The organism is Pseudomonas sp. TH07 (genome assembly GCF_016651285.1).
In the GTDB taxonomy this organism is placed as follows: domain Bacteria; phylum Pseudomonadota; class Gammaproteobacteria; order Pseudomonadales; family Pseudomonadaceae; genus Aquipseudomonas.
On record NZ_JAEKED010000001.1, the window covers coordinates 307,456 to 322,181 of the forward strand.

General features: G+C 60.5%; 15 protein-coding genes. 2 read left to right on the top strand and 13 right to left on the bottom strand.

Features of this window, described 5'->3' with window-relative positions; genetic code table 11:
• Window positions 1-13: 13 nt before the first annotated feature.
• Window positions 14-838 carry a hypothetical protein gene (locus JFU57_RS01495; protein ID WP_078472373.1) on the bottom strand — a complete coding sequence of 275 codons (825 nt, stop codon included), beginning with the start codon at window positions 836-838 and terminating at the stop codon, window positions 14-16.
• Between the two features lie 2 nt (window positions 839-840).
• Window positions 841-2,088, bottom strand: a complete 1,248-nt coding sequence (locus JFU57_RS01500; RefSeq protein WP_201127804.1) for an MFS transporter — start codon at window positions 2,086-2,088, stop codon at window positions 841-843.
• Window positions 2,089-2,183: 95 nt separating this feature from the next.
• Here JFU57_RS01500 and JFU57_RS01505 point away from each other — a divergent pair, with 95 nt between their 5' ends.
• Both JFU57_RS01505 and JFU57_RS01510 read left to right on the top strand, forming a co-directional pair.
• Complete coding sequence (locus JFU57_RS01505) at window positions 2,184-3,110, top strand: LysR family transcriptional regulator (RefSeq protein WP_078472375.1); 927 nt, start codon at window positions 2,184-2,186, stop codon at window positions 3,108-3,110.
• A 156-nt stretch (window positions 3,111-3,266) separates the two neighbouring features.
• Window positions 3,267-3,968 carry a hypothetical protein gene (locus tag JFU57_RS01510; protein WP_020297513.1) on the top strand — a complete coding sequence of 234 codons (702 nt, stop codon included), beginning with the start codon at window positions 3,267-3,269 and terminating at the stop codon, window positions 3,966-3,968.
• Between the two features lie 69 nt (window positions 3,969-4,037).
• On the opposite strand, the gene JFU57_RS01515 is transcribed toward JFU57_RS01510, so the two are convergent.
• The 11 genes from JFU57_RS01515 to hmpA form a co-directional block, all read right to left on the bottom strand.
• A complete protein-coding gene (locus tag JFU57_RS01515) occupies window positions 4,038-4,625 on the bottom strand; it encodes a hypothetical protein (protein ID WP_078472376.1) in 588 nt (195 codons plus the stop codon).
• 4 nt (window positions 4,626-4,629) lie between these two features.
• Window positions 4,630-5,073: a DUF3592 domain-containing protein gene (locus JFU57_RS01520; RefSeq protein WP_201127805.1), complete on the bottom strand. Its 444-nt coding sequence runs from the start codon at window positions 5,071-5,073 to the stop codon at window positions 4,630-4,632.
• Window positions 5,074-5,424: 351 nt separating this feature from the next.
• Window positions 5,425-6,123, bottom strand: coding sequence for a 7-cyano-7-deazaguanine synthase QueC (queC, locus tag JFU57_RS01525; RefSeq protein WP_078472378.1), 699 nt, complete (start codon window positions 6,121-6,123; stop codon window positions 5,425-5,427).
• Window positions 6,124-6,231: 108 nt separating this feature from the next.
• Entirely contained in the window at window positions 6,232-6,786 is a 555-nt protein-coding gene (locus tag JFU57_RS01530) for a cytochrome b (protein WP_078472379.1), read from the bottom strand.
• 159 nt (window positions 6,787-6,945) lie between these two features.
• A complete protein-coding gene (gene cyoE / locus JFU57_RS01535) occupies window positions 6,946-7,833 on the bottom strand; it encodes a heme o synthase (RefSeq protein WP_020297518.1) in 888 nt (295 codons plus the stop codon).
• A gap of 10 nt (window positions 7,834-7,843) precedes the next feature.
• Window positions 7,844-8,179, bottom strand: coding sequence for a cytochrome o ubiquinol oxidase subunit IV (gene cyoD, locus JFU57_RS01540; RefSeq protein ID WP_020297519.1), 336 nt, complete (start codon window positions 8,177-8,179; stop codon window positions 7,844-7,846).
• The gene (locus JFU57_RS01545; RefSeq protein WP_020297520.1) at window positions 8,179-8,805 is read right to left on the bottom strand and encodes a cytochrome o ubiquinol oxidase subunit III; all 627 of its coding nucleotides are present in this window, start codon (window positions 8,803-8,805) and stop codon (window positions 8,179-8,181) included. Before JFU57_RS01545 ends, cyoD begins: the two co-directional genes overlap by 1 nt.
• A 3-nt stretch (window positions 8,806-8,808) precedes the next feature.
• Window positions 8,809-10,827, bottom strand: a complete 2,019-nt coding sequence (gene cyoB, locus JFU57_RS01550) for a cytochrome o ubiquinol oxidase subunit I (RefSeq protein WP_078472380.1) — start codon at window positions 10,825-10,827, stop codon at window positions 8,809-8,811.
• Window positions 10,828-10,830: 3 nt separating this feature from the next.
• Entirely contained in the window at window positions 10,831-11,775 is a 945-nt protein-coding gene (gene cyoA / locus JFU57_RS01555) for a ubiquinol oxidase subunit II (protein WP_020297522.1), read from the bottom strand.
• 781 nt (window positions 11,776-12,556) lie between these two features.
• Entirely contained in the window at window positions 12,557-13,066 is a 510-nt protein-coding gene (locus JFU57_RS01560; RefSeq protein WP_201127807.1) for a disulfide bond formation protein B, read from the bottom strand.
• Between the two features lie 474 nt (window positions 13,067-13,540).
• Window positions 13,541-14,722 (bottom strand): NO-inducible flavohemoprotein, encoded by a 1,182-nt coding sequence (gene hmpA / locus JFU57_RS01565; RefSeq protein ID WP_078472382.1) that lies wholly within the window; start codon window positions 14,720-14,722, stop codon window positions 13,541-13,543.
• Window positions 14,723-14,726 lie beyond the last annotated feature (4 nt).

A 14,726-nucleotide genomic window follows, 5' to 3' on the forward strand; every position in this document is an offset into this window, starting at 1 on the left:
CGGTGTTACCCCATCATTGCAAGACTTGAGCGCAGTCCCACATCACGCTGGATTTGCGGCGCAGGTACTCGGCGAAGATTTCCTTCGCGGCTTCCGGGTCGATCTGAATCTGCATGGCGTCGACAAACTCGTTCACTGCCGCCACCGCATGGGCGAAGTGATTGCTCTCGGTGCCGCCGGTGTGCACCGTGACCCAGGCCACGGTGGCACGGGCCCTTTCCGCCGGCACGCCCATGTCGCGAACGAACCACTGCTTGTACAGCGGGTGGATGAATTCCACTTCGCCATGGGTGTAGACCTCATGGATCAGCGTGGTCAGCAGCCCTTGCAGCAGGTCGCGATCGCGCAGGCGGCGGGCGTCGGTCCAGTCCTTGAACGACTGCGCCGACGGCAGGCAGTTTTCCTTGAGCAGCCACTGGTCATCGCCACAGATCGGCGTGGCCATGTTGTAGAACAGGTCCGAGTGCAAGGTGTTGCCCAGGGCGCCCAGGTCCTCGTCGGTGATGCGTTGCAGGCTGCCGCAGGCCCGATAGAGCATTTCGGCGGCTTCGGAGCCCTGTTCCGAGCGCGCCAGCAAGGTGATGCGATTGGCCAGGCCGGAGACGCTGGTGGCCGAGTTGTTGGTCTTCGACCAACTGGCGAAAAAGGTCCTCAGCGCGGCCGGTGACTGATGGCGCGAGGTGAGTTTTTCAAAGGCATTTTCGATATCCACGAGTGCACTTTCTTCACTCCAGAACGCCTCGAACAGGGCATGTTTCAAGACACTGGCTGGCATATCGTTCAAGACCGGTTCAACGATCTTCAACAACTGACTTTGTTGGGTCAGTACGTTACTCATGGTCACCTCACATATTCCTTATTGGATGATGAATCGGGTTGGGGAATGGGCCCGGTCGAGCCACGTCCATTGGCATCGCGAGCGACCGGTGTTGCGGTTGTTCCGGGCTTCCAGCCACTGACCGCGATCATCAGCGACAGCAACTGGAAGCCGATGATCAGCGCCACGCAGCCGGGCCAGCCGAAGCGGCTCCAGATCATGGCCGGGACGACGGCGCCGAAGCTGCCGCCCAGGTAGTAACAGGTCAGGTACAGCCCCACCGCGCCGGCCTTGTTGTGGCGGGCGGTGGCGGTGGTAAAGGAGTTGGCGGCAGCCTGGGCCAGGAAGACCCCGGTGGAGCTCAAGGCCAGGCCGAGCACGATCAGCCACAACGACGGCAGCAGGGTCAGGGCCGAACCGCAGACACCCAGCAGCGCCGCGCCCACCAGCAGCTCAGATTGCGGTCGCGATTTGCTCAGGCGCCCGGCGATCGGGATCACCACCAGGGCCAGCAGGAACACCGCATAGATTGCGCCCAGGGCCGCGGTGCCCAGCTCAAACGGCGCCTGGCTGAGGTAGAGCCCGGCGTAGGTAAAGGTCGCCACTTGCGAAAACAGCACACAAAAGCCCACCCCGTAGGCGGCCAGCAGCGGCTTGCTGTACAGCTCGCGTACCGCCAGCAGGCGACTGGGCGCGACCTTGGTCAGCGGGCGCGGATTGGGCGGCAGCAGCACGCCGATCGCCAAGCCGATCAACAGGCTCGCGGCGGCCAGCAGCTCGAAGGCTTCCCGCCAGCCGGCGTACTCGGTGACGACCCCAGTGACAAAACGCCCGGCAAAGCCGCCGAGCACGGTGCCCGCCACATACAGGCTGGTCACTTCGGTGACGCTGCCGCCACTCCAGCGATCGCCGATGTAGGCCACGCTGGTGGCGAACACCACCGGAATCAGCATGCCTTCGGCAAAGCGCCAGACCAGCAGCTCGGTAAAGCTGCCGGCATAGGCCGCGAGTACGGCAGGCAGGGCCAGGAGCAAGGAGGCGCCGACAATCACCGAGCGCTGCTCGAAACGACCGGTAAAGCGACTGACAAAGGGGGCGGTGATGGCCACGCCGAGGGTGGTGACGGTGATGCTCCAGCCGGCCTCGCGGACACTCACCTGAAAACCCTGGGCAAATTCCTGGAGGATGCTTTGGGTGGCGTACAGGTTGAGGAAGGCCGCACAGCCACACAGAAACAGGGCGATGCGTGCACAATGCAGGCGCGAATTCATGAAACCGCTCGTTTTATGACGAAGGGCCTTTATAGAATGCGCGACAGGTTGCAAACCAATACCGATTTCGGACCGATCAATACCTAAGGATCAGGATGCTCGACCTACGCAGGTTGCGTTACTTTTTGACGGTCGCCGAAGAGCTGCACTTCGGCCGCGCGGCCCTGCGCCTGCACCTCGCCCAACCGCCCCTGACCCGGCAGATTTCCGCCCTGGAGACCGAGCTGGGCTTTCGCCTGTTCGACCGCACCAGCCGCACCGTGACCCTCACCGCCCAGGGCCGTTACTTCCTGCCGTATGCCCGTGCGGTGCTGGAGCAGGTCGACCTGGCCGAAGTCATCGCCCGCAAGCTGAGCGTGGGCTCGGCCGGGCAACTGTCCCTGGGCTACGCCAGTTCGGTCGCCCTGTCGGATATCTTCAGCCAGGCAATCCAGGCCTTCGCCCAGCGCTTTCCCGCGGTGCAACTGACCTTGGTGGAAGGCGCCTCGGGCAGCCAGTGGTCGCAGATTGTCGACGGCCGCATCGATATCGGCCTGAGCCGCCTGACCCCACCCCATGGACAGACCCAGGTGCAGGCCCTGTCCCTGGGCGACGAGCCGCTGGTGGCCGCCCTCAGCAGCGATGACCCGTTGGCCAGCCTGGAGCAGGTGAGCCTGGCGCAACTCAGCGCGCAGCCGTTGATTCTGTTTCCCGCCGACTACGGCTCCGGGCTCAACGAGGCCATCGAGCAGCTATACCAGCGCAATGGCTTGGCGCTGACACCGGGCCCGGCCGGGCGCCAGATCACCTCGATCATCGCCCTGGTGGCGGCCGGCCAGGGCGTGGCCCTGGTGCCCGAATGCACCCGGACCCTGGCCAAGAAAGGCGTGGTCTACCGCCCGCTGACCGACCCCGACGCCACCGCGCAACTGCTGATGCTGACTCGCAAGCAAGGCCGCAGCCAGTTGGTCGAGGCGTTTATGGCGGTCATCGATGAACTCCTGGGCCCATCTACGGGTTTTGGGGCCGACGGGGGTCGATGATGGCCCATTAAATTCGGGATCGGATCCATCATCCTTTGCCCCAAGGGGCCTGTTCAGCCGTGACAACACCGCCCGGGTCCAATAGATTAGGCGACCTGAAAATGCCCGCGGGCTTTTCACGCCTCAAACCTGGTTAAACGAAGTAGTGGATTTTCAATGCCTGACTCCAACACCGAAGAATCCGTGATCGCCTTGTCCAGCAAGGTTGAATACGAAAACGCGATCAATCTTTCCCAGCATGTGGCCCAGGCCAAGACCATCAGCGAGATGGTCCTCGACGCCTTTCACAGCTCGAAAGAGAGTGATCAGATTCGTGAGCTGCGCACCGCGATTCGCCAGGCCCACGACCGTTTTGACGACGACAAGGCCTACGAGCTGATGGGTGAGCTCAAGCAGCTCAAGGACGCCGAGGCCGCCGACGCCAGCGCCCTGGAAGACCTCAGCGCACGCTTCCCGATCAGCCGCATCCTGTCCAGCTATAAGGACGACCCGAGCTTCCAGGAGCTGGTCTACAGCCTGGCCCTCAAGGTGCTGAACCAGACCCACCAGGCCATCAGCAACCCGAGCGGCGGCAAGGGCAAGGCCGCACGGGCCAAGAAAGAAATGGAAGTGTTCGCCATCAGCAAGGACGGCATCAGCGTCACCCTGCCGATGCGCCCGCGCTCCAAGGCCAACGTCGACCGTGAAGCCTTTGAGTTCCTGGGTTTCAGCTTTGTCGGCGAAGGCGATGAAGCCGAGCTGGAAAGCGAGACCTTCCTCGACAAGGACGGCAACGAACAGCCGGCCACCCGTAAAGGCATCGTGACCGCGATCCAGCAGCAGACCGCCTTTGAAGGCTACAGCGCACAGCAGCAGTAACCGCGCCCGCTGCAATAGAAAAGCCCCTTCACGGGGCTTTTTTGTGGGCGATCGATGGGCAGCGCAGAGTCAGAACAGGTAACCGAGAAAAATCCCCGCCCCCGCCCCCGCTTGCACACCGGCATTCATCCCGACCATGACCACCGCGCCCTTGGCCGATTGCAGCAGCTGGCGGTTGACCAGCTGCGCGGCGATCAATGACGTCGCCGGGTTGCTGCTGAGGGCCAGGTACAGGGCCAGCAGCTTGGGGTCGAGGCCGAACAACAGCGCGGTGGCCGAACCGCCGACCACCAGGCCCGCCGCCACTTCGGTGTAGACGCAGGGGCCGGTGATGTCATCGCTGGTCAGGTCGCGGGTCTTCAGCGCATCGCTGACAAAGACCTTGCCGGTGCTGGGGAACGCTTCTGCCGCGCCCGCCGCGGCCACACCCGTGCCCTTGATCTTGATGTTGATCTTGCCGATACGCGGCAGCCGTGCACCGATGCCAACCCCCACGCCCACGCCGCCGTAGCGGAAGCTGACGTCCTGGCCCTGGGGCGAGCGCAAGATGATCGAGCCGCCACTGCCGGCGACCAGGGCCACCGTCAGGCCGCCTCCGCTCGCGGTCGAGTACTGCCACTGGCTTTCATTGACCGGTATCGGGATGGAGATGCTCATGGGTTCAAAGTCCTTTCAGAGAGCGTGCAGGGTCTTGGCCCTTGCGCTTGAAAATGCCCGTCAGGCCGGCACCGAGGAAAATCAGCCCGAGGCCGCCCAGCACCCCAGGCGTGGCCCAGAGCGCCATGCGGTCATCGACCACGGCGCTGTTGGCCGGGCGCTCGGCCAGGTAATGCACCTTGACCGGCTGGCCGGCCTGGTAACCGAAGATAAAGCCGCCCTGCGGGTAGGAAATAGCTTCGCCCTGGGCCGTGCTGAATGCGATTTCGGGGTGCGAGCCGCCGGCGTTCAAACCGCTGACCACGCCGTCGGCGGTCAAGGCGTTGTCGAGGAATTCGAGGCGATTGCTGAGGATGTAGCTGGCGATCACCAGCAACACGATACCGATCAGGCTGATGAGCAAGCTGCGCAGAATGTGCAGCCAATGGGACTGAGGGGGGTGAGCCATGGGCGGCCTCGTTCTTCTTCCGTGAAATAAGGGAGGCCACGTTAACAGCAACGTCACCGAGGAAAAAATCCCTGCCGCGACGCTGTGAGCCACTGCTCAGAAATACGACAGAAGCCGGCCTGGCGCGGGCAACACTGGCGAAGGTGAAGAAACCGCGCGCAGAGCAGGAAAAACTTTGTCTGCAATCGGCGCCGGAAGTTCCGGAGGCGGGGCACAACAGGCGCAACGCTTCTGGGCGCCAAGCCCTCTCCCCCGGTAATCCCCCCGCAGCCTGATCATCTCAAGCCACTGGATCAACACTCACCTGGCGGGGCGCTGCCTAAGTCCATTGGCTCGCCCTCGATCAACCCTTCACTGCAGATTGAGTTTGCCTTTCAGGGCCTCCATGACCGCGGCCTTGTTGCCCAGGTACTCATTCAAGCCCTTTGCGCGAAGGTTGCAGGCATCGCAATCGCCACAGCCACTGCCGAGCACGCCGTTGTAACACGTCAGCGTCTGCTGGCGAATCAGCTCCAGTTGATGGTGGTAGTCGGCCAGGGCCCAGGTCTGCGCCTTGTTCAGCCACATCAGCGGTGTCTCAAGGCGCAGTTTGTAGTCCATGCCCAACTCGAGGGCCTTGTTCAGCGCCTTTACAAACTCATCCCGGCAATCCGGGTAGCCGGAGAAGTCGGTCTCGCAGACCCCGGTAATCACGCATTCGGCCTGGACCTGATAGGCATAAATCGAGGCCAGGGTTAAAAACAGGATATTTCTTCCCGGCACGAAGGTGCTGGGCAAGCTTTCGCCCGAACTGTTCACGGTCGGAACCGGAATATTGTCCCGGGTGAGGCTGCTGATCGCCAATTCGTTGAGCAGCGAAGCGTCCAGCACTTTGTGGACGGTGGCCCCCAGCTGTTTTGACAGTTGCTGCGCGGCGTCGATTTCTGCGCGGTGACGCTGGCCGTAATCAAAGGTAATGCAGTGCACTTCATCGTAGAGCGGCAATGCGTGGATCAAACAGGTGGTTGAGTCCTGCCCGCCACTGAATACAACAACGGCTTTTTTCTTCATCATTCTGCTTCCTGCATAAGTGGAATCACGTCGGTAGTTTAAACGGCGCACTCTATAAAAAGCCCCGTGCTTCTGTCGAAGACGGGGCTTTTTTCCGGGGCTTGCGGATCAGCCCCTGGCGGCGCCGCCGGCCATGCGCCGCAGGATAGCCCTGTCACCTTTGACGCAGTGCAGGATCAGCGCCGCCACATGACCAACGATCAGCAGCAACAGGGTCCAGCCCAACAGGCTGTGGAAGTTGTTGCCCAACTCGGTCATCCACTGGATTTTCGGCCCCTCGAAACCACTCATCACCGGCACGCCAAACGCGGAAAAGGCGCGACCCGAGCCGTACTGGCGCAACAGCCCGAGAAACGGAATGGCGAACATGGCCGCATACAGCAAGCCATGCCCCACAGTCGCGGCGAGGTTGACGCTGGGCGGGCGACGATGACGATTCAACAGGCTCCAGAGCAGCCGCACCAGCAGCAGGCCCATCAGCAGCAGGCCCACTTGCTTGTGGGTCGGCCAGAGAAAGGTGTCCAGGGCCGAATCGGCCAGCAGGTAGTGGGCACCGGTGGTGCAGTAGATCCAGGCAAAGGCCACTGCCATGGCCCAGTGCAGTCCGCGACTGACAGCGCCATAACGCGCGCTCGAGTCGAGCATTTCGATACGGTTTTCCATTACATCCACTCAGGCTTCATCAACAAACGGGCAATTTTACCCAGCCAGGGAGTGGGACAGGTCCGAAAACCATTAAAGGATATGTAACGGGACATCTGCTGCATGAAAAAAGCCCCGCACTTCCTTCGAAGGCGGGGCTTTTTTTACAACGTCTGCAGCTTAGGGCGCGTACGTCAGCAGCAACGCAGCGGGCGCTTTGAAGTCCAGGGACATCATCACGCTCAAGGCGGTAATGGTGAAGATCGAGAACACGAACAGCTTGCGTGCCCAGACCGTGTCATCCACCGCCTTGTAGCCGGTCCAGGCCATGTACAACCAGTACATGCCCATGGCCGCGGCCACCGCCAGGTAACTCATGCCGGCATAACCACTGAATGTCAGCATCAGGGTCGCCACCAGGAACGCCAGGATGTAGAGCAGGATGTGCCGCTTGGCCACCAGGATCCCGCGCTTCACCGGCAACACCGGAATCGATGCCGCCAGGTAATCGTTGAAGCGGAAGATCGCGATGGCGTACGAGTGCGGCATCTGCCACAGGCTGAACATCACCAGCAGGGTCAAGGCGGCCATGTCGAAGCTGTTGCTGACGGCGACGTAACCGATCACCGGCGGCATGGCTCCCGACAGACTGCCGACCAGCGTGCCGTGAACCGAGCGACGCTTGAGGTACAGGCTGTACAAGCCGACATAGATGACAAAACCGATGACGGCAAACAACGCTGCCAGCGGATTGGCCACCTTGTACAACAACACCACGCCCGCCACACCCAGGACAGTCGCATAGACCAGCGCCAGCTTCAGGGAGATCAAGCCCTGGACCAGCGCGCGGTTCTTGGTGCGTTCCATCTTCAGGTCGATGTCACGGTCGATGCAGTTGTTGAACACGCAACCGGACGCTACCACCAGAGAAGTGCCGATCATGGCCGCCAGGAAGATGGCCAGATCGACATGCCCTTTCGAGGCCAGGAAGAACCCGCCTGCCACAGAAAGCACGTTACCGAAAATGATCCCCGGTTTGGTGATTTGGATAAAGTGCTTGAGCGACATCGGGTCTACCTCACTTCGCCATCATGACGGTGTGGATGCTGAACATGATCCACAAGGACAGACCCACCAGCAGCACGATCACCAGTGCGGCGAAGATAAACGCGACAACGTTGTTGCGCTGGGCTTGCGAACGGTCCAGGTGCAGGAAGTACACCAGGTGCACCAGCACCTGGATCACGGCGAACGCCAGGATGATCCACAGGGTCATGGCTTTTGGCAGCGATGGGTACATCACCAGGCCAAACGGAATGACAGTCAGGATCACCGACAGGATGAAGCCGATGGCGTACGACTTGACGCTGCCATGGCTGGCATCGTGGTTGTCATGGGCATTTGCATTAGCCATTACAGAGTCCCCATCAGGTAAACAACGGTGAACACACAGATCCAGACCACGTCCAGGAAGTGCCAGAACAGGCTCAGGCAGCTCAGACGGGTCTTGTTGGTCGCCGTCAGGCCATGCTTGTGGACCTGGTACATCATGATCGCCATCCAGATCAGGCCGCTGGTCACGTGCAGACCGTGGGTGCCGACCAGGGTGAAGAACCCGGACAGGAAGCCGGAACGGCTAGGGCCGTAGCCTTCGGAGATCAGCAGGTGGAACTCGTTGATCTCCATGCCGATGAAGCCCAGGCCGAACAGGAAGGTCATGGCCAACCAGCCCAGGACCTGCTTCTTGTTGCCCCGGAAGAACGCCAGCATGGCGAAGCCGTAGGTGATCGAACTGAACAGCAGCAGAGCGGTTTCGCCCAGTACGTATGGCAGTTCGAAGATGTCGTGGCCCGACGGGCCACCCGCTACGTTGTTTACCAGTACCGCGTACACCGCGAAGATCGACGCAAACAGAATGCAGTCGGTCATCAGGTAGAGCCAGAAACCGAATACGGTCATCTCGCCCGAGTCGTGGTGATGGTCATCGTGCCCATGTTCATCGACATGGGCGTGTCCAGCATTGGTCACTAAGTTCGACATGGTTTAAGCCTGTTCCAACGAGGTTTCAACACGGTTGGCCGGGATCTTCTTCTCGGCTACCAGGCGAGCGTGCTGCTCGGCTTCGATGCGTTCGATCACATCGACCGGCACCATGTAGCCTTGATCATCACGGGCAGCGTGGATCGCGAAATAGATCACGGTGCCGGCCAGGCTTGCGATCGCCAGCCACCAGATGTGCCAGATCATCGCGAAACCGAACACCGTCAACAGCGCCCCCATGACCACACCGGTAGCGGTGTTGTTAGGCATGTGGATCGGCTGGTAGCGGCTTGCCTGCTCGTAGGCGGTACCGTTTTCCTTGGCCTCGGTGAACGGGTCGATTCCGTCAGCCTTGGGCAGTACTGCGAAGTTGTAGAACGGAGGTGGCGACGAGGTCGACCATTCCAGGGTGTGAGCATTCCATGGGTCGCCGGAGACGCACATGTTCTCTTTGCGATCACGGATGCTGACGTAGAGCTGGATCAGCTGGCAGGCGATACCGATCGCGATCATCACCGCACCGACCATGGCGACGTACAGGTACGGCACCCACTCAGGGTTGGTGGTGGCGTTCAGACGACGAGTCATGCCCATGAAGCCCAGTGCATAGAGCGGCATGAAGGCAACGAAGAAGCCCGAGATCCAGAACCAGAATGCTGCCTTGCCCCAACCTTCGTGCAGCTTGAAGCCGAACGCTTTAGGGAAGTAGAAGCTGAAACCGGCGATGTAACCGAATACAGCACCACCGATGATCACGTTGTGGAAGTGAGCGATCACGAACAGGCTGTTATGCAGTACGAAGTCAGCACCCGGGATGGCCAGCAGTACGCCGGTCATGCCGCCGATGGCGAAGGTCACCATGAAGCCCAAGGTCCACAGAACCTGGCTGGTGATGCGCAGACGGCCGTGGTAGATGGTGAACAGCCAGTTGAATAGCTTCACCCCCGTCGGGATCGAAATCAGCATGGTCGCCAGGCCGAAGAAGGCGTTGACGCTGGCCCCCGAACCCATGGTGAAGAAGTGGTGCAGCCAGACCATGAAGCCCAGGATCGAGATCGCGCCGCTGGCGTAGATCATCGAGTGGTGGCCGAACAGGCGCTTGCCGGAGAACGTCGAGATCACTTCCGAGAACACGCCGAATGCCGGCAGGATCAGGATGTAAACCTCAGGGTGGCCCCAGGCCCAGAACAGGTTGACGTACATCATTGGATTGCCACCAAGTTCATTGGTGAAAATGTGGAAATCCATGTAACGGTCAAGGGTCAGCAGTGCCAGGGTAGCGGTCAGAATCGGGAACGAAGCCACGATCAACACGTTGGCCCAGGTGCAGGTCCAGGTGAAGATCGGCATGTCCATCATCTTCATGCCAGGGGTACGCATTTTCAGCACGGTGGCCAGGAAGTTGACCCCGGTTAGCGTCGTACCCAATCCGGATAGCTGTAGCGCCCAGATGTAGTAGTCCACACCCACGCCCGGGCTATACGCCAGGCCCGACAGTGGCGGATAGGCAACCCAACCGGTCTTGGCGAATTCGCCGACGCCCAGGGACAGGTTGATCAGCACAACACCGGAAACCAGCAGCCAGAAGCTCAGGGAGTTGAGGAACGGGTAGGCAACGTCACGGGCGCCGATCTGCAGCGGCACGACAAGGTTCATCAGGCCGGTGAAGAATGGCATCGCCATGAAGATGATCATGATCACACCGTGGGCGGTGAAGATCTGGTCATAGTGCTCAGGTGGCAGGTAGCCAGGCGAACCCTCGGTGGCCATGGCCAGCTGGGTCCGCATCATGATGGCGTCGGCAAAGCCGCGCAGCAGCATGACCATGGCGACGATGATGTACATCACGCCGATTTTCTTGTGGTCGACCGAGGTCAGCCACTCGGTCCACAGGTAGGTCCACTTCTTGAAGTAGGTGATTGCCGCGAAAAGCGCCAGACCACCGAGCGCGATCATGGCAATGGTCACCATGACAATCGGCTCGTGGAACGGTATCGCGTCCAGACTTAATTTACCAAACATCGTTTACTCCTCTGCCCCGGCAGCTGAATGCGAACTCGCGTCCATCCCTTGCGTACTGGCCACTTCCTTCTCTTTCTTCTCGTGCTTGACCGGCGCGCCTGGTTTCATGCCCTCATACTTGTCGATGATGAGCTGGAACAGGTTCGGGGTGTACGAGGAGTAGAGTTCAACAGGGTTGTTCTGGCTCGGCTTGGAAAGGGCTTCGTATTCAGCTTGTTCAAGCTGTTTAGGTGCCTTTTTGACTTCACTTACCCAGGCGTCGAATTCTTCCTGGGAAGTCGCGATCGCTTTGAATTTCATGCCGGTGAAACCAGCACCGCTGTAGTTGGCGGAGATACCGTCCATTTCAGCGTTCTGGTTGGCAATCAGGTGCAACTTGGTCTGCATGCCGGCCATCGCGTAGATCTGGCCACCCAGACCCGGGATGAAGAACGAGTTCATCACGGTGTCGGAAGTCACGCGGAAATTGACCGGGGTGTGTGCCGGGAACACGATCTTGTTGACGGTGGCGATCCCTTGCTCGGGATAGATGAACAGCCACTTCCAATCCATCGCAACCACTTCGATGGTGATCGGCTTGACGTCAGATTCCAGCGGACGATAAGGGTCCAGGGCGTGGGTCGACTTGTAGGTCACATAACCCAGGGCAATGATGATGAGCACCGGAACCAGCCAGACCGCGATTTCGATCTTGGTGGAGTGCGACCACTTCGGCGCGTAGACGGCGTCCTTGTTGGAGGCGCGGTATTTCCAGGCGAAGGCGAAGGTCATGATGATGACCGGCACAACCACCAGCAGCATCAGAATGGTTGCAGTGATGATCAGGTTTCGTTCATCCAGACCAACCTGACCCTTGGGATCGAGCAAGGTCCATTTGCAGCCTCCCAGCATCAACATGCCGAGTAGCGGCAATAAGCCTAGGAATCTGGGGTACCTTTTTTTACTCATCTCACGACCTCTAAAGCAGCTTGCGCAATGCAGTTGGGTTTTGATCGCCAACACTTCACCCTGCCAAGGGTTGGCATTTTTTCTTCAATTGAATAAGGGCCTGCCCATCGCGTTAGACGCTGAACGACAAATCCTGGGCCAGCAGTGAGTTCTTATTCGATTTCGTGGTCAAAGGCCTTGTTACAGACCAATTCCATTTGGTGCGGAAGTTTGGAAGGTGCCGGCACCTGGCGTCGCATGGAGCAATCAAACCGCCCCTCGACCGCACTCGTGTGCTCAGGGATGAGCAGCGCCGGAAATTCAGTGCGGGCGATTGTAGATATGTCAGGAGGCATAAACCATGTCTCATCTCGAAATAATTAATATCGACCGGTGCAACAATCGAAGCCGATTATTGCGAAAGCCCGCAATCATATCGATTTTCATTCTCAACAAAAAGCCTCAAAACAGACTCCCCGCAATCCCCGGGTCCCACCTCGCAGCCCCCCGCTACCCGGCGCTATCCCTTATGGAATGAGGGTCGGACGCAGTGCATCGATAGCAGGCTATGGTTGTCGTCACGGGTCCTGCCAATACGAATTGACAGATATTTCCCGCTCCCGGGACCGCAGTTCATGCTTCCCACCCCAAGGCTGAAACGCTCCTCGCCGCACAAGACTGTGACAACATGTCGCACTTTTGCCGCACCGCGGATTGCCTCAAGTCACAGCCCCTGCATCCTTTGCCAGAACCCATGAAAAAGCCCCGGCCCCCAAGCAGGGACCAGGGCTCTTTTACCGCGTCAGCTACGTGCTTTGCGATTGCGCGTGACACCCAGCGGCACCAGCACCACCGTCAGTACAAAAGCCACCAGCGCCCACTGCGCCAGGGACAGGCCCAATATCGGCGGGTACGGGGTGGAACAGAAACCGTCGACCTGAAAACCCAGGGGAAAGATCGCCGCCAGCGGCAGGCTGTCGACGATCGGCTGCAGCACGTCGATGCCGCAGCTGACCGCAGGGTAGAACTGGGTGTAGACGTGGTGCCCGGCGACCGCGACGCCGGCCAGGGCGCAGATCACCACCAGCACTTCAAACAGGGTGATGCTGCGCCGGGTACGCATGGCCGCGCCAATAAAGGCGAACAAGGCGATCAGCAGCAACGCATAACGCTGCAGGATACATAGCGGGCAAGGCGCCTCGCCCAGTACCACCTGCATGTACAGCGCGCCGCCGATCAGCGCCAGGCAGATAACCCCCAGCAACACCAGAAAGCGTCGTTCACGCCCCAGGCGCAATATGTCGTCACTCATCCCCAATTCCTTTCCTGTGTGTGGCTCGGCGGGCGTCAGCCGGTGTAGCAGCCGGGTCGAACCGAGTCGTATGTGATTGTCCATTGGCCGCAGTCCGGCCGCTGTGGAGCTGACAGGCACCGGTGGCCCGGAAGTCTACACGCTGATCATGACCTTTGAATGCATTGACGCGTTCGCACCAAAACCTGCGCCCCGGGAGCGATCACTCGCGCGCCGGGGTTGTCGCAACGTGTCCACAGGTGCAAAAAACCAGGTTTCAGGCCAGCAGCTTAGCCGTCAGATCGCCCCAGCCAATGGCCGGGGACCAACAACAGCAAGACGGCCCTGAAAGTGATGACGCGCGAGACCCATGATCAGCCTCGGCTAATTGACGCTCAATAGGTTAAGTACGAATTAACCCTTGAACAAAATTCAACGCCCAGAGGCGAGGGGCAGCAGCGCCAATGGTGCTGCCACGGCCTCGCCCCGGAGGTGTCATTCCAGCGCTGCGGCCGGGCCGAAGAACTCGTAGCGGCTCTGTTGCTCAGGCACGCCCAAGGCCTTGAGGTGGCGCTTGATCGCGGCCATGAAACCCTTGGGCCCAAGGAAATAGGCATCCAGGTCGCGTTGCTGCGGCAACCACTGGCCCAACTGCTCCTGGCTCAGCAGCCCCAGTTTGTCCGCCGCCGGGCTGACTCCGTCGTCTTCGGCATAGCAATAGAAGCGCTTGAGCTGCGGATGACGCGCGGCCAACTCATCGACCCACTCGCGAAAGGCATGCACCCCGCCATTGCGCGCGCAGTGGATAAAGTGCACCGGGCGTTCGGTGGCCAGCGCCGCTTCCAGCATCGGCAGGGTCGGGGTGATCCCCACGCCGCCACTGATCAGCACCAGAGGTTTGGCGCTGGCGGCCAGGGTGAATTCACCCGATGGCGGAAACAGCTGGATGCGAGCGCCGACCTGGAACTGGTCATGCAGGTAGTTCGAGGCCCGGCCGCCGGCTTCACGCTTGACGCTGATCCGGTAGTGCCCGGCGTCGGACAGAGCCGACAGCGAGTAGTTGCGACGAATTTCTTCGCCCTCCAGGAACAGCTGCACGCCAATGTATTGCCCCGGCTCGGCAGCCAGAATCGCCCCGCCGTCCGCCGGCTCGAAGTAGAACGAGGTGATTTCCGCGCTCTCCTCCACGCGCCTGGCCAGGATGAAATCCCGCGCCCCGCGCCAGCCACCCGGAGCGGCGGCTTTCTGGTCGTAGATTGCCGCCTCGGCCCCGATCAGGATGTCCGCCAACTGGGTATAGGCCGCGCCCCAGGCAGCGAGCACCTCTGGCGTGGCGATGTCACTGCCGAGCACTTCGTGAATGGCGCGCAACAGGCAGCTGCCGACAATCGGGTAGTGCTCCGGCAGAATCTGCAGCGCCACATGTTTGTTGATGATTTTGGCCACCAGGTCGCCCAACTGATCCAGTTGATCGATGTGGCGGGCATACATCAGCACGCCGTTGGCCAGGGCCCGGGGCTGGTCGCCGCTGGCCTGGTGCGCCTGGTTGAACAAGGCGCGAACTTGCGGGTATTCGGCGAGCATCATCCGGTAAAAGTGAGTGATCAAGGCTTCGCCACCGCTTTCCAGCAGGGGCACGGTGGCTTTGATAAGGGTACGATCTTGCACGCTGAGCATAAGG

Excerpts from the sequence above, each read along its gene's own strand:
- JFU57_RS01495 (WP_078472373.1), bottom strand. The coding sequence starts at position 838 with ATGAGTAACGTACTGACCCAACAAAGTCAGTTGTTGAAGATCGTTGAA.
- JFU57_RS01500 (WP_201127804.1), bottom strand. The coding sequence starts at position 2,088 with ATGAATTCGCGCCTGCATTGTGCACGCATCGCCCTGTTTCTGTGTGGC.
- JFU57_RS01505 (WP_078472375.1), top strand. The coding sequence starts at position 2,184 with ATGCTCGACCTACGCAGGTTGCGTTACTTTTTGACGGTCGCCGAAGAG.
- JFU57_RS01510 (WP_020297513.1), top strand. The coding sequence starts at position 3,267 with ATGCCTGACTCCAACACCGAAGAATCCGTGATCGCCTTGTCCAGCAAG.
- JFU57_RS01515 (WP_078472376.1), bottom strand. The coding sequence starts at position 4,625 with ATGAGCATCTCCATCCCGATACCGGTCAATGAAAGCCAGTGGCAGTAC.
- JFU57_RS01520 (WP_201127805.1), bottom strand. The coding sequence starts at position 5,073 with ATGGCTCACCCCCCTCAGTCCCATTGGCTGCACATTCTGCGCAGCTTG.
- queC (WP_078472378.1), bottom strand. The coding sequence starts at position 6,123 with ATGAAGAAAAAAGCCGTTGTTGTATTCAGTGGCGGGCAGGACTCAACC.
- JFU57_RS01530 (WP_078472379.1), bottom strand. The coding sequence starts at position 6,786 with ATGGAAAACCGTATCGAAATGCTCGACTCGAGCGCGCGTTATGGCGCT.
- cyoE (WP_020297518.1), bottom strand. The coding sequence starts at position 7,833 with ATGTCGCTCAAGCACTTTATCCAAATCACCAAACCGGGGATCATTTTC.
- cyoD (WP_020297519.1), bottom strand. The coding sequence starts at position 8,179 with ATGGCTAATGCAAATGCCCATGACAACCACGATGCCAGCCATGGCAGC.
- JFU57_RS01545 (WP_020297520.1), bottom strand. The coding sequence starts at position 8,805 with ATGTCGAACTTAGTGACCAATGCTGGACACGCCCATGTCGATGAACAT.
- cyoB (WP_078472380.1), bottom strand. The coding sequence starts at position 10,827 with ATGTTTGGTAAATTAAGTCTGGACGCGATACCGTTCCACGAGCCGATT.
- cyoA (WP_020297522.1), bottom strand. The coding sequence starts at position 11,775 with ATGAGTAAAAAAAGGTACCCCAGATTCCTAGGCTTATTGCCGCTACTC.
- JFU57_RS01560 (WP_201127807.1), bottom strand. The coding sequence starts at position 13,066 with ATGAGTGACGACATATTGCGCCTGGGGCGTGAACGACGCTTTCTGGTG.
- hmpA (WP_078472382.1), bottom strand. The coding sequence starts at position 14,722 with ATGCTCAGCGTGCAAGATCGTACCCTTATCAAAGCCACCGTGCCCCTG.